The following is a 12,867-nucleotide window of genomic DNA, read 5'->3' as shown; positions in this document are numbered from 1 at the left end:
AACTCCACAACGTACCTACGCCATGGCCATGCTGCGACTGCGCATCACCGGAACCGAAGACGACGCCCGCGCCATCAGCGACCTGCTGCTCGGCCTGGAGGGCATCGAACATGTCGAGGAAACTGACGACCTGATGCCACACATGGACGACGACGATTCCAGTTCGGCCGGGCTGTCCGATGACATCGGCCCGGGCATCCACGAACTGGAAGTGGAAGTCGGCAATGAAAGCACCGCGCAGAAGGTGCGCGACGCGGTGCAGGAACTGGCGCTGGAGCTGGATGTGTTCGTCGAGTACGAGACCGACGAGGGCTGACGCCGGCTCCCTGCCGGCATCAGCCGTCACCTCAGCGGGTGGGCGGCAGCGTGCGACGGCGGCGACGCCACCACGCCCGCACACCCCAGGCCACGACCAGGGCCAGCACACCTACCGGCAGCAACGCGGCGACGGCGCGGATCAGGAACGCAATGCTGCCGCTGAGGATGCTGCCCGACTCGCTCAGCGCCTCGCCGATCTCGCTGCGGCTGCGCTGGCCCGAGGTGGTGTCGAAGTGGATCGTCACCAGCTGGGTATCGATGCGCCGACGCTGCTGTGCGGCATCCTTGTTGGCCTGCTCGACGCCTGCTTCGATCTCCGACAGCCGCGTGGTGATCGCCATCAGGTCCTCGATCTTCAGGTCCTTGCGGTCCTGGTAGGACAACAGCCGCGCGTGTTCCTTCTCCAGCCGGGACTTGGTCAGCGCGGTGTCCGCTACTTCCTGCGCGAGGTCCTCCGCGCGCGTGTTGCGCGACTGCAGCGTGCCGCCCTCACCGGCCATCGCGATCAGCGGCTCGGTGCCCTTCGGCGCGATGCGCACCTTCACTTCACCGCTGGGCTGCTCGCCGCCGCGCTGGTCGACCTGCAACACTGCACAGTCGCCGAACTTCGCGCTCTGGCAGGCCTGGGCGATCTGCTGGATGCGCGGTGCGATCTGCGCCGCCTCCAACTGCACCTGCACGTCATGTTCGTAGGCCAGGAATGCGCCTTCCGGCGAAGCAACAGCGGCATCGGCCGCGGTCGCGCCCGCCTCTGCAGCGCGCTCACCGTTCTTGGCGCAGGCTGCCAGTGCCAACAGCAGCACCGGCACTGCCAGCGTGCGCGTCCACGCGCACAGCGGCCTCACAGCGCGGCTCCGTTGTAGGAGGTCACCGAAAGACCGGCCAGATCGACCTGCGGCACGCAGCGAACGTTCACCGCCACCATCGGTGTGCCAGTACGCGGATCGATCGCTTCGCTGTAGGGGGCGATACCGCATTGGCGGCAGTGGTGGTGGTCGATATGCGCCTTGTTGAAGTGGTAGGTGGCCACGTCAGCCGGATCGGTGGCCAGCTGGAACGCCTCGCGCGGGGCGAACCACAGCAGGCTGCCGCGACGGCGGCACATCGAGCAGTTGCAGTCGATGACGTCGCTGATCGGCGCCTCGGCCTGTACGGTGAATGCGATCCTGCCGCAATGGCAGCTTCCCTGGTATTCCATGTCCTGCGCTCCTTTGGAGGGTCCTTGAAACCGCCCATGGTAATCCTATGGCACGGGGACAAAGCAGCGACGGGGCCCTATGCTCAGGGTTTGACCCCGTACAGGAATGCCGATGCGCCCGCATCTTCTTGCCCTCGCCCTGGTCGCTGCGCTGGCCGGTTGCCAGCCTGCCGACGCCCCGACCAACGCTTCCACCCCGGCCACCAGCCAGCAGGCCGGTGACGCGGCGGTCGATGCCGCCTTCGCCGATCTGTCCAAGCGCGCCCTGGACACCTGGATGCAGCGGTCGCCGGTCAGCGCCACCCAGATCGGTGACCACCGCTACGACGGCGAACTGGACGACCTGAGCGCCGCCGGCCAGCAGAAGACCGTGGCCGCCTACAAGGCGCTGCTGGGCGAGCTGGACAAGATCGAGGTGGCCAAGCTGGGCCGCGAGAACCAGGTGGACGCGGCGATCCTGCGCAACCAGCTGCAGTCGGAAATCTGGAACGCCGAAGTGCTCCAGTCCGGCAAGTGGGACCCGCAGCTGTACAACGGCATCGCCGGCAGCGCGATCTATGGCCTGATGGCCCGGGAGTTCGCACCGCTGCCGGAACGCCTGAAGTCGGCGACCGCGCGCATGGAAAAGCTGCCGGCGATCTTCGCCCAGGCACGCGAGAACCTGGATCCGGCCCGCGTTCCGAAGATCCATGCCGAGACGGTGGCCAAGCAGAACAAGGGCATCCTCAGCATCGTCGATACCTTCATCACCCCGCACATCGGCGAACTGCCGCAGGCCGACCAGCAGCGCCTGCAGGCCGCCATCGACGGCCTGAAGAAGGCCGTGGACGAGCAGCAGACCTGGCTGGACAAGACCCTGGTGCCGAACGCCAAGGGCGACTTCCGCATTGGTGCGGAAAAGTACGACCAGAAGCTGAAGTTCGCGCTGAGCTCCTCGCTGTCGCGCCAGGAGATCGGTGAGCGTGCACGCGCCGAACTCAAGCGCGTGCGCGAGGACATGTACGGCATCGCGCAGACCGTACTGAAGGACAAGCCGGGTGCGCCGGAGATGCCGGCCCAGCCGACCGACGAGCAGCAGCAGAAGGCGATCGAGGCCGCACTGGAACTGGCCTACGCCGACAAGCCGGCGCGCGACAAGGTGGTCGATGATGCCAAGGCCGCGCTGGAGCAGTCCACCGCGTTCGTGCGCGAGCACGACCTGGTGACCCTGCCCGATGCGCCGGTGGACATCATCCTGATGCCGGAATTTCAGCGTGGCGTGGCCGTGGCCTACTGCGATTCTCCGGGCCCGCTGGACAAGAACCTGAAGACCTTCTACGCCGTGTCGCCGATTCCGGACGACTGGAACGAGAAGCAGGTCGACTCGTTCCTGCGTGAATACAACTCGCGCATGATCCACCTGCTGAGCATCCACGAAGGCACCCCGGGCCATTACCTGGAGGGCTGGCATTCGGCCAAGTTCCCCTCCACCCTGCGTGCGGTGCTGCGTTCGGGCCTGTTCGCCGAAGGCTGGGCGGTCTACACCGAGCGCATGATGCAGGAGCAGGGCTACCTCGACAACGACCCGCTGTTCCACCTGGTGCAGCTGAAGTTCTACCTGCGCACGATCTCCAACGCGATCCTCGACCAGGGCGTGCACGTGGACAACTGGGATCGCGAGAAGGCGATGCACCTGATGACCCACGACGCGTTCCAGCAGGAAAGCGAAGCGGCCGGCAAGTGGGTGCGCGCGCAGCTGACCTCGGCGCAGCTGCCGACCTACTTCGTGGGTGCGCAGGAACACTTCGACACCCGCAAGGCGGTGCAGGAAAAGCTGGGCGACAAGTTCAACCTGAAGGCGTACCACGACCAGGTACTGTCCTACGGCGCACCGCCGGTGCGTTTCGCACGCCAGCTGATGCTGGACCAGCCGATCGAGTGATCGGCTGCGGGGCTGAATGCCCCGCGGCTCTGGCAGCACCTCACGGCCCGGGCTTCCCGGGCCGTTCTGTTTGAAGCGCCCGACGGCCTCACATCCGGTGTATGTACAGCTTCCCGGCATTGCTGCGGATATCAAGAAAGTACTTCACCTTGCAGCCCCGGCATGCCGCCGGATGCACTTCATCAAACCCACGTTGGTTCTCCAGCGCGACGGCCAGTATGGGATGCCCGCAGTCGAAACAGCAGAATGCAATGTTGTTGCCATGGGGATCGGCGTCGATCTGGTCGCCATAGTGATCCATTACCAGAAAGTCCGTGATTTTCATGGTCGATCTCCAGAGTAGGTGAATCACCCGCAGACTACATCGCAACCCCGCAGCCCAGAAGGGCACGCGTCGCCTACAGGGCAACGCATCCTTCCCGCCACGTTGGAGCCGCTCCGGTCCTGAACCGTTGCACATCGGGCGTGCGTGACCTCACACCTGGCGAACAACTCCGGGCGCATCTTTCGCCAGGTTCCCCCTTCCGCCGGCGTCCATGTCTCTCCCCCTCTTGCGTCTTGCGCTGCTGCCCGCGCTGTTGGCCAGCACTCCTGCCTACGCTGCCTGCCCGCCGCCACCGGCGGGACAGCCCGACATCCGTGCCCTGGGCTACTACACCGACAAGGCCGGTTCGGTGATCGACCCGGCACTTCGCCAGCAGAACAAGGACGCCACTGCGCCGCTGGACCGCTATGCCGCCGACGTGGCGCGCATGAGCGACGACTACCTGCGCGACGGTGACCCGGCAGCCGCACAGTGCACGCTGAACTGGCTGGGCGCGTGGGCCGACGACGGCGCCATGCTCGGGCAGATGATCCGGGTCAACAACAACCAGTCGTTCTACATGCGGCAGTGGATGCTCGATGCGGTAGCGATGGCCTACCTGAAGGTGCACGACCAGACAGATGCCCGGCAGCGCGCGCGCATCGATCCGTGGTTGCAGAGGCTGGCCCGGGCCAACCTGGCGTACTGGAACAATCCGAAACGGCGCCGCAACAACCACTACTACTGGGGCGGTCTGGGCGTGCTGGCCACCGGACTGGCCACCGACGACGATGCCCTGTGGCAAGCCGGCCACGCCGCCTTCCAGAAGGGCGTCGATGACATCCAGGACGATGGCAGCCTGCCGCTGGAGATGGCGCGCGGGCAACGCGCCCTGCACTACCACGACTACGCATTGGCGCCGCTGGTGATGATGGCCGAGCTGGCACGGCTGCGCGGCCAGGACTGGTACGCCAGCAGGGATCGCGCCATTGACCGCCTTGCCCGCCGCGTCATCGAAGGCAGCAAGGACCCTGCATGGTTCAACGAACACACCGGCGTTGCACAGCTGCCCCTGCAGGCCAGCGGCTGGGTCGAGTTCTACCGCTTGCGCTCACCCGATGGCGGCCTGTTCGATGCCGCGCATGCACGCGGACCGTTCCGTTCCCCACGGCTGGGCGGCGACCTTACGTTGATGGCTGCGCAGGGCATCGTGCGCACGCCGCCGCGATAGCCCCCTGTTTCAGCGACGGGCCCGCTGTAGCAGCTGCTGGAACTGCGCACGGCTGCAGCCCTGCCGGTCACAGCCCGGCAAGGGCAGTGCGACGCGTCCCGGCGGCTGCGCCTCGGTCAGCGGCACGGCATCGCGCAGCTGCGCGGTGGTCGGATAGACGTAGGCCAGGCGGAACCGCTCGCCACCGCCCTGGCGGTCACGCCAACGCTCGAACTGCAGCAGGCCACCGATCGGCGTCTTCTCGAACTGGCCTGGCAGGCTGTAGTCACCGATTCCTATCGCCGCCAGCACCGAACCGATATTGGAATCATGGCCGACCAGCAGGATCACCTTCGGCGACGCCGGATCACCGAACGACGCATCCACGCGCGCCAGCAGCGGAGCGGCCACGTCACGCGCCACCGCGGGTGTTCCGAACAGGATGTCCTGGTAGCGGTTGCGGATCTGCGCCAACGCCAGCCATTGGCCTTCCGTGTTCAAGCGGCCCCAACCTTCGCGCGGAACGCCACTTCCCTGGTAATGCTCCATCAGCAGGGCATCGACCAGACCGCTGGCCAGTGCCAGTGAACCCGAAGCGCGTGGCTCCTTGCCCGGCTCCGCATTGAAGGTCGTGTCGCCCAGCACCAGATGACAGTCGCTGCGCCCCGTACAGGCCGCCGACTGCGGGTAACGGGTGATTTCCTCCACCACGGACAGTGCGGGTGCCAGATCCGATGCTGTCAGCGCCTGCTGCATTGCCGCCAGCGCGCGCTTGCGGAATGCCGCGTCATCGTTGTGGATCACCGGGTCGAACAGCGGATCCATCGTCCCCAGCGCCATGCGCTGTTCGACCGCAACATGGCAGCCCGGAAACGCACCGGCAATGAAGAACTGCGCGGTGGCCTGGGTACGCTGCAGGCTGTTGGCATGGGCGTGGAAGTCAGCCGGCTGCGGGCAACCCGACGCCGGCAACAATTGCGCCTGGCGCAGCCACTGGCCGATGTAGCGCCCCATGTAGACCTCCAGCACGCCGCCCTTGGTGGTCAGCTCGCCGGGGCCTACGTCCCAGCGTGGCCAGCGTTCCGGCGTGGCATGGGCAAGGGCGCCCGACGCCACCACCGGCGCGCGCAGGTTGTGGCGGCTTAGCAGGACGACCTGCTCGAGCTGGTCGCCTTGCACCGGTGTCGTCGCCGCGGCTGCGGCCGTGGTGGCCAGAATGAGTGCCAGCAACAAGGAGCGTACGGGTCGGATCATGCAGGTCTCCGGAAACACGTTGGGGTCAGAGCCCTTTCCTGCGGAAAGGGATCCGACCCCAAGGCATACGTGGCCAGGGTCGGATCCTGCTCGCAGAGAAGGCTCCGACCCCGAAAGCAATCATTGATCGGCGGCCACAAAACCACCGGTCTGTCGCGCCCACAAGCGCGCGTACAGGCCACCGGCGGCGATCAGTTCGGCGTGGCTGCCGGTCTCGACGATGCGGCCCTGGTCCATCACCACCAGCCGGTCCATGCGTGCGATGGTCGACAGCCGGTGCGCGATCGCGATCACCGTCTTGCCGCCCATCAGCTCATCCAGGCTGTCCTGGATCGCCGCTTCCACTTCCGAGTCCAGCGCCGAGGTCGCTTCGTCCAGCACCAGGATCGGGGCATCCTTCAGCAGCACGCGGGCAATGGCGATGCGCTGGCGCTGGCCACCTGACAGCTTCACGCCACGCTCGCCGACATGTGCGTCGTAACCACGACGCCCCTGCCCATCCACCAGCGTGTCGATGAAGGCTTCGGCACGCGCCTTGGCCACCGCAGCGCGCAACTGCTCATCGGTCGCGTCCGGACGGCCGTACAGCAGGTTGTCGCGGATCGAGCGATGCAGCAGTGAGGTGTCCTGGGTGACCACGCCGATCTGCTGGCGCAGGCTTTCCTGAGTGACGTAGGCAATGTCCTGGTCGTCGATCAGGATGCGGCCGCTTTCCAGGTCGTACAGGCGCAGCAGCACGTTGACCAGGGTCGACTTGCCGGCACCGGAAGGACCCACCAGGCCGATCTTCTCGCCCGGCTTCACCACCAGGTCCAGGCCTGCGATCACGCCGCCCTTCTTGCCATAGTGGAAGTGGATGTCCTGGAAGTGCACGCCACCGCGGGTCACCTGCAACGGCACCGCGTCCTCGCGGTCCTGCACGGTCAGCGGCTGGGCGATGGTGGTGATGCCGTCCTGCACCGTACCGATGTCCTCGAAGATGCCATTGATGGTCCACATGATCCAGCCGGACATGTTGTGGATGCGGATCACCAGGCCGGTCGCCAGCGTGATCGCACCGACGGTGATGTGGCCGCCATTCCACAACCACAGCGCGAGCCCGCAGGTACCGGCAATCAGGAAACCGTTGACGATGGCGATGGTCAGGTCCATGCCGGTGGTCACCCGGGTCTGCGCGCGGTGCTTGACCGCCAGTTCCTGGATCGATTCGGCCACATAGGCCTGCTCGCGCCCGCCATGGGCGAACAGCTTCAACGTGGGAATGTTGGTGTAGCCATCGACGATGCGGCCCATCGCCTTGGAACGCGCTTCGGACGCAATCCAGGCCCGTTCCTTCGCGCGCGGCACGAAGTAGACCATGATCACCGCATAGGCCAGCAGCCACAGGATCAGCGGCACCATCAGCCGCCAGTCCGCCTGCGCGAACAGGTACAGCGCGGTGCCGGTGTAGACCACGATGTACCAGAGCGAGTCGACCATCTGCACCGCCGACTCGCGCAGCGAGGTACCGGTCTGCATCACCCGGTTGGCGACGCTGCCGGCGAAGTCATTCTGGAAGAAGCTCAGGCTCTGCCGCACCACGTAGTTGTGCATCAGCCAGCGCGAGCGGTTGCTCAGGCCGGGCACGATCGCCTGGTTGACCAGCAGGTTGTGCAGGCCGACCAGGATCGGCCGCGCGATGACCGTGATGAACAGCATCCAGCCCAGTTCATTGGCATGGCGCTTGAAGAAATCGGCCCCCGGTTGCTCGGCGACCATGTCGACGATGCGGCCCAGGTAATCGAACATCGCCACTTCCACCAGCGCCAGCAGCAGGCCGGCGATCAGGGTCGCCAGCAGCACCGGCCACACCGGGCGCAGGTAGTGCAGGTAGAACGGCAGCACCTTGCGCGGTGGCATGCGCCCATCCACGGGCGGGAACACCGGGATCAGGGATTCAAACCAACGGAACATCGCACTCCCTCGCCTCTTGCAAGCGGCGAAGTATCCCACGCCGGATGTGTACGCCAGCCGATGATCGCCGCCGCTCCGGTAGTGCCGGCCGCTGGCCGGCACCCTTGCGGCATTTCGGAAGATCATGAGGTTGCCGGCCAGCGGCCGGCACTACCTTCATTCGTTGACCGGGGTGAACAGCAGGTCCTGGAAATCGAAGCTGAAATCGGTCAGGTCGGAGATCGACTGCATGCGCACCTCGCGCACCTTGCCGTCCGGGTCCAGGCTGAAGTTCACGAACGCATCGGCGTTGAGCGAGCGGTCATCCCAGCGCACGATGAAGGTGTCGTGCTGCCAGTGCTCCAGGCGGCCGTTCAGCTGCGCGGTCTTCATGAAGCGCAGGCGCAGGCCCTTGCCTGCGGCACTGACCTGCATGTCGCCATACCAGCGGTCGCGGAACGTGCCGGTGTAGCCGGCCAGCGGCAGCGACGGCCTGCTGCCCTTGTCGCGCGCGCTCTGATGCTTGGCCCAGGCCTCGTCGGCCTTGTCCTGGCCCTTGGCCACGGCCTTGGCATAGGCGTCCACCCAGTCGTGCTTGTCGCCGCCCAGATAGGCATCAAGCACGCTCAGGGTGATCGCGTTGAACGCCGCGCCCACTTCCTGGTTGGTCAGCACCACCACGCCCAGCTTCTCGCCCGGCACCAGGGTCAAGCGCGAGACCATGCCCGGCCAGCCACCGGTGTGCCAGACCAGTTTCCGGCCGCGATAGTCACTCAGGCTCCAGCCTTCGCCATAGCCGGCAAAGTTGGCCCGTGCCGGTGCCAGCTCCGGCACGCTCGGCGCCGGGATCGACTGCGGGGTGATCATCCGCCACATCTGCTGCTGGCTCTTTTCGCTGAACAGCGCAGTGCCGTCGGCCAGCTTGCCTTCGGCCAGCTGCACCTGCATCCAGCGCGCCATGTCGTGCGCACTGGAATAAATGCCACCGGCGCCGGCATTGTTCGACCAGGTCAGCGGTGCGACGGTGCGCAGGTCCTTGAAATCGTACTTGGCGTGGCCGACCGCCGCCGTGTCACCCGGCTTCAGGTGGTCGGCGTTGTAGCGCGTGCCGGCCATGCCCACCTTGTCGAAGATGCGGGTCTGCAGGAACTGCTGGTAGCTCACGCCCGAGACGTGCTCGATCACCTGCTGGGCGACCGCGTACAGGATGTTGTCGTAGGCATAGCTTTCGCGGAAGCCGCCCTTCAGCGGCACCTTGCCCAGCCGCTGCACTACTTCGGCGTTGCTGTAGGACGTGGTTGGCCAGAACAGCAGGTCACCGGCGCCCAGGCTCAGGCCGCTACGATGCGACAGCAGGTCGCGGATCGTCATCTGCCCGGTCACGAACGGGTCGGACATGCGGAACGACGGCAGGTGGTCGATCACCTTGTCGTCCATCTTCAACTTGCCCTCTTCCGCCAGCAGGTTCAGCGAGGTGGCCGTGAACGCCTTGGTGTTGGACGCAATGGCAAACAGCGTATCGGCCTGCACCGGTTCCGGCTTGCCCTGCTCGCGCACGCCCCAGCCGCGCTCCAGCACCACCTCGCCATCCTTGACCACCGCTACGGCAATGCCGGGCACGTCGAACTGCGCGCGCACGCGCTCGACGGTCGCATCCAGGTCCTGCAGCGGCGGCGGGGTCGCCGCGCTCGCCATGGTCGTGCACGCCAGCAGCACGGCTCCTCCGATCCAGGGTTTCATCCAGCACGATCTCCGAACAGGGGTGGCGGCCATGTGCAGGCCGTCACCGGGGTTTCGCGGGATGGTAACGTCCGGCGGCGCATCCTGCCCTGTGCCATAGGAGGGGTGTCATGGGCGAGAACGGCCAACCCAGCAGCGGCTCCACGATCATTCCGTGCCTGCGCTATCGCGACGCGCAGGCCGCCATCGACTGGCTGCAGCGCGCCTTCGGCTTCCATGCCCAGGCCGTCTACGCCGATGGCGATACGGTCTTCCATGCGCAGCTCACCTTCGGCAGCGGCATGATCATGCTGGGCTCGGCCAGCAACCAGAGTGCGTGGAGCAAACACGCTGCCCTGCCTGACGAGGTCGGCGGACGCCAGACCCAGAGCGCCTGCGTGATCGTCACCGATGCCGATGCGCACTACGCGCGGGCCAAGGCCGCCGGTGCCCGCATCGTCATCGACATCGCCGACCAGGACTATGGCGGACGCGGCTACGCCTGCGCCGACCCGGAAGGCTACCTGTGGTGGTTCGGCAGCTACGACCCGTGGCGCACGGACCACGGCCAGTGACCACGGCCGGCCGGCAGGCAGAGATCCGCTGCGGCATCGGCGGCTGGGTGTTTCCCGGATGGCGCGGCGGTGTGTTCTATCCAGCAGGCCTGCCGCAGCGGGAGGAACTGGCCCACGCCAGCCGCACCCTGCGCTGCATCGAGATCAACGGCACGTTCTACCGCACGCCAACTGCGGCCCAGTGCGCGCAATGGGCTGCGCAGACACCCGACGGTTTCCGCTTCTCGATGAAGGCGCCGCGCTACCTGGTGCAGCGACGCGACCTGTCCAGCACCGTGGAAGCGGCCACACCGTTCCTGCAGGCGGCACTGGCGCTCGGTGACCGGCTCGGCCCATTGCTGTGGCAGTTCGATCCGCGCCACCCGGCCGACGCCGATGCACTGGAGGCGCTGATGGCACAGCTGCCTAAGCAGCTGGACGGGGTGCCGCTGCAGCATGCGCTGGAGGTCCGCAACGCCGAGGCACATGGCCCGGCACTGGTCGACGCCGCCCGCCGCCATGGCGTGGCGCTGGTGATCGAGGACAGCGACGAGGCGCCATTGCACGGTGATGTCAGTGCCGGCTTCGTCTATGCGCGGATCAAGCGCAGCCAGGCCCGCTTGAACGAGGGCCTGCCGGCGCCCGTGCAGCAACGCTGGGCCGAACGCGCACGCCGCTGGTCACGCGGTGAACCAGTGGATGACCTGCCCTGCCTGGCCGGGCCCGCTGCGGAGGCCCCGCGCGAGGTCTACCTGCTGTGCATCGGCGCAGGCAAAGCGCGCAACCCGGCGGCAGCGATGGCCCTGCAGCGCCTCATCGACAGCGCCAGCGGTCCAGCCCCCACAGCAGGGTCCACCCCACCACGAACACGCTCGCAACGCGCAGCACGTTGAGCAGGAACGCCGCCAGCCCCAGGCGTTGCAGTTCGAGGAACGGATACGGCGCCTGTCCTGTCACTTCGGCCACCAGCATCGCCCAGCCCAGGTACACCAGCGGTACCAGCAGCACCCCGCCCAGTGCGCGCCAGCGCAGCGCGCCATGCGGCAGCAGCCACCACCACCCCAGCAGGTACAGCGCCGGCACAGCGTAGTGCAGGCCGGCATCGACCCACCATTGCAGCCCGGTGGGTTGCCACAGCCCCTGCAACGCCAGCACGTAGATGCACGCGGTCACCCCGATGCACAACGCGATCACCGCGGCGACAGTCGCGTTCAGCACACCCGCACGGATCAGCCAGACGCATCCCAGGCACACCGCCAGGTTGCTGAGAATCGTGAAGTAACCAACGAAGCGCAGCGTCGCCATGCCGACCCCGGCAGCCGCCCCGGGGCCATGCAGCAGCAACAGGTATTGCAGCAGCAACGAGGTGGCCGCCATCAGTGCAGTCAGCGCTGCCCATGCACGCTGGGCGGAACGGTTGGCAGCCATTGCGGGGTTCCCCTGGGGAGTTTCCGCGAGCATGCCACAGGCATCGCCGGCGGCCGTGCGATTGCCGCACAATAGGCGGATGAGCACACCCGACACCCGCAAAGCGTTGTGGCAGATTCACTTCTGTGTCCTGCTGTGGGGCGTCACCGCCATCCTCGGCAAGCTGATCACCCTGCCCGCACTGCCGCTGGTGTGGTGGCGCATGCTGCTGGTGACGGCGATGCTGGCGCTGCTGCCGCGGGTCTGGCGTGGACTGCGTACGCTGCCAGTGCGGCTGGTGGCCGGTTATGCCGGCATCGGCGCCCTGGTCGCCCTGCACTGGCTGACGTTCTACGGCGCGGTAAAGCTGGCCAATGCGTCGGTGGCCGCCACCTGCATCGCGCTGGCGCCGGTGTTCACCTCGATCATCGAACCGTGGGTGGCCAAGCGGCCATTCCAGCTGCGTGAACTGGCGTTCGGCCTGGCGGTGCTGCCGGGTGTCGCGCTGGTGGTCGGTGGCGTGCCCGACGGCATGCGCCTGGGTGTGCTGATCGGCGCGATCTCGGCGCTGCTGGTGGCAGTGTTCGGCTCGCTCAACAAGCGCATGGTCAGCCACGCCGATCCGCTCACGGTCACCGCGCTGGAGCTGGGTGCGGGCACCCTCACCCTGACCCTGCTGGCGCCGCTGATGCCCTACCTGCTGCCTGCGCTGGCCAGCCCGTTGTGGGTGGTCCCGGACCTGCACGACGGCATCCTGCTGCTGGTGCTGGCCGGGTTCTGCACGCTGCTGCCGTTTGCCCTGGCCCTGGTCGCACTGCGCCACCTGAGCGCCTACACGGTGCAGCTGGTGACCAACCTGGAGCCGGTCTATGCGGTGGTGCTGGCGGTGGTGCTGCTGCGCGAGCAGCACGAAGTCACCCCGTGGTTCTACCTCGGCGTGGCGATCATCGTAGGCGCCGTGTTCCTGCATCCGCTGCTGAACCGCCGCAAGCCGGTGCAGCATCCGGAGATTCTTGGCACGGCCGAGGCGCGCAACATCGCCGATTGAGT

13 protein-coding genes are annotated in these 12,867 nt (G+C 66.8%); 6 read left to right on the top strand and 7 right to left on the bottom strand.

The genetic code is table 11. The features are described 5' to 3' along the window. Window positions 1–22: 22 nt before the first annotated feature. Window positions 23–316 (top strand): hypothetical protein, encoded by a 294-nt coding sequence (locus AC5P8F_RS01925; protein ID WP_005408721.1) that lies wholly within the window; start codon window positions 23–25, stop codon window positions 314–316. A 31-nt stretch (window positions 317–347) separates the two neighbouring features. Here the strand turns inward: AC5P8F_RS01925 and AC5P8F_RS01920 are convergent, their stop codons facing one another. Beyond that, window positions 348–1,163, bottom strand: coding sequence for a DUF4349 domain-containing protein (locus tag AC5P8F_RS01920; protein ID WP_032956827.1), 816 nt, complete (start codon window positions 1,161–1,163; stop codon window positions 348–350). Continuing rightward, the gene (locus tag AC5P8F_RS01915; protein ID WP_014646478.1) at window positions 1,160–1,516 is read right to left on the bottom strand and encodes a GFA family protein; all 357 of its coding nucleotides are present in this window, start codon (window positions 1,514–1,516) and stop codon (window positions 1,160–1,162) included. The genes AC5P8F_RS01920 and AC5P8F_RS01915 overlap by 4 nt, the downstream gene beginning before the upstream one ends. Before the next feature lie 112 nt (window positions 1,517–1,628). Here AC5P8F_RS01915 and AC5P8F_RS01910 point away from each other — a divergent pair, with 112 nt between their 5' ends. Beyond that, complete coding sequence (locus AC5P8F_RS01910) at window positions 1,629–3,437, top strand: DUF885 domain-containing protein (protein WP_346601119.1); 1,809 nt, start codon at window positions 1,629–1,631, stop codon at window positions 3,435–3,437. A gap of 88 nt (window positions 3,438–3,525) precedes the next feature. On the opposite strand, the gene AC5P8F_RS01905 is transcribed toward AC5P8F_RS01910, so the two are convergent. Continuing rightward, a complete protein-coding gene (locus AC5P8F_RS01905) occupies window positions 3,526–3,762 on the bottom strand; it encodes a hypothetical protein (protein WP_046429698.1) in 237 nt (78 codons plus the stop codon). Between the two features lie 211 nt (window positions 3,763–3,973). Here AC5P8F_RS01905 and AC5P8F_RS01900 point away from each other — a divergent pair, with 211 nt between their 5' ends. Continuing rightward, a complete protein-coding gene (locus AC5P8F_RS01900; protein WP_169412265.1) occupies window positions 3,974–4,972 on the top strand; it encodes a polysaccharide lyase in 999 nt (332 codons plus the stop codon). Between the two features lie 9 nt (window positions 4,973–4,981). Here the strand turns inward: AC5P8F_RS01900 and agp are convergent, their stop codons facing one another. From agp to AC5P8F_RS01885, 3 genes are all read right to left on the bottom strand, one after another. After that, window positions 4,982–6,205: a bifunctional glucose-1-phosphatase/inositol phosphatase gene (gene agp / locus AC5P8F_RS01895; protein ID WP_346601120.1), complete on the bottom strand. Its 1,224-nt coding sequence runs from the start codon at window positions 6,203–6,205 to the stop codon at window positions 4,982–4,984. A gap of 120 nt (window positions 6,206–6,325) precedes the next feature. Next, window positions 6,326–8,158, bottom strand: coding sequence for a multidrug efflux ABC transporter SmrA (gene smrA / locus AC5P8F_RS01890; RefSeq protein WP_032956816.1), 1,833 nt, complete (start codon window positions 8,156–8,158; stop codon window positions 6,326–6,328). Window positions 8,159–8,314: 156 nt separating this feature from the next. Continuing rightward, on the bottom strand, window positions 8,315–9,877 hold the full coding sequence (locus AC5P8F_RS01885; RefSeq protein ID WP_142234450.1) for a serine hydrolase: 1,563 nt from the start codon (window positions 9,875–9,877) through the stop codon (window positions 8,315–8,317). 110 nt (window positions 9,878–9,987) lie between these two features. Between AC5P8F_RS01885 and AC5P8F_RS01880 the strand changes: the two genes are divergently transcribed. Together AC5P8F_RS01880 and AC5P8F_RS01875 are read left to right on the top strand one after the other, a co-directional pair. Then, window positions 9,988–10,431: a VOC family protein gene (locus AC5P8F_RS01880; protein WP_014646472.1), complete on the top strand. Its 444-nt coding sequence runs from the start codon at window positions 9,988–9,990 to the stop codon at window positions 10,429–10,431. Beyond that, window positions 10,428–11,303 (top strand): DUF72 domain-containing protein, encoded by an 876-nt coding sequence (locus AC5P8F_RS01875; RefSeq protein WP_111206628.1) that lies wholly within the window; start codon window positions 10,428–10,430, stop codon window positions 11,301–11,303. Before AC5P8F_RS01880 ends, AC5P8F_RS01875 begins: the two co-directional genes overlap by 4 nt. On the opposite strand, the gene AC5P8F_RS01870 is transcribed toward AC5P8F_RS01875, so the two are convergent. Beyond that, the gene (locus AC5P8F_RS01870; RefSeq protein ID WP_049441536.1) at window positions 11,224–11,838 is read right to left on the bottom strand and encodes a Pr6Pr family membrane protein; all 615 of its coding nucleotides are present in this window, start codon (window positions 11,836–11,838) and stop codon (window positions 11,224–11,226) included. The two genes, AC5P8F_RS01875 and AC5P8F_RS01870, sit on opposite strands and share 80 nt — an antisense overlap. Window positions 11,839–11,917: 79 nt before the next feature. Between AC5P8F_RS01870 and AC5P8F_RS01865 the strand changes: the two genes are divergently transcribed. Continuing rightward, complete coding sequence (locus tag AC5P8F_RS01865; protein WP_014646470.1) at window positions 11,918–12,865, top strand: DMT family transporter; 948 nt, start codon at window positions 11,918–11,920, stop codon at window positions 12,863–12,865. Window positions 12,866–12,867 lie beyond the last annotated feature (2 nt).

The organism is Stenotrophomonas sp. YJH_SMC_69 (genome assembly GCF_059370495.1).
The sequence above is the reverse complement of the archived record's forward strand: the minus strand, read 5'-3'. Positions and strand labels throughout refer to the sequence as shown.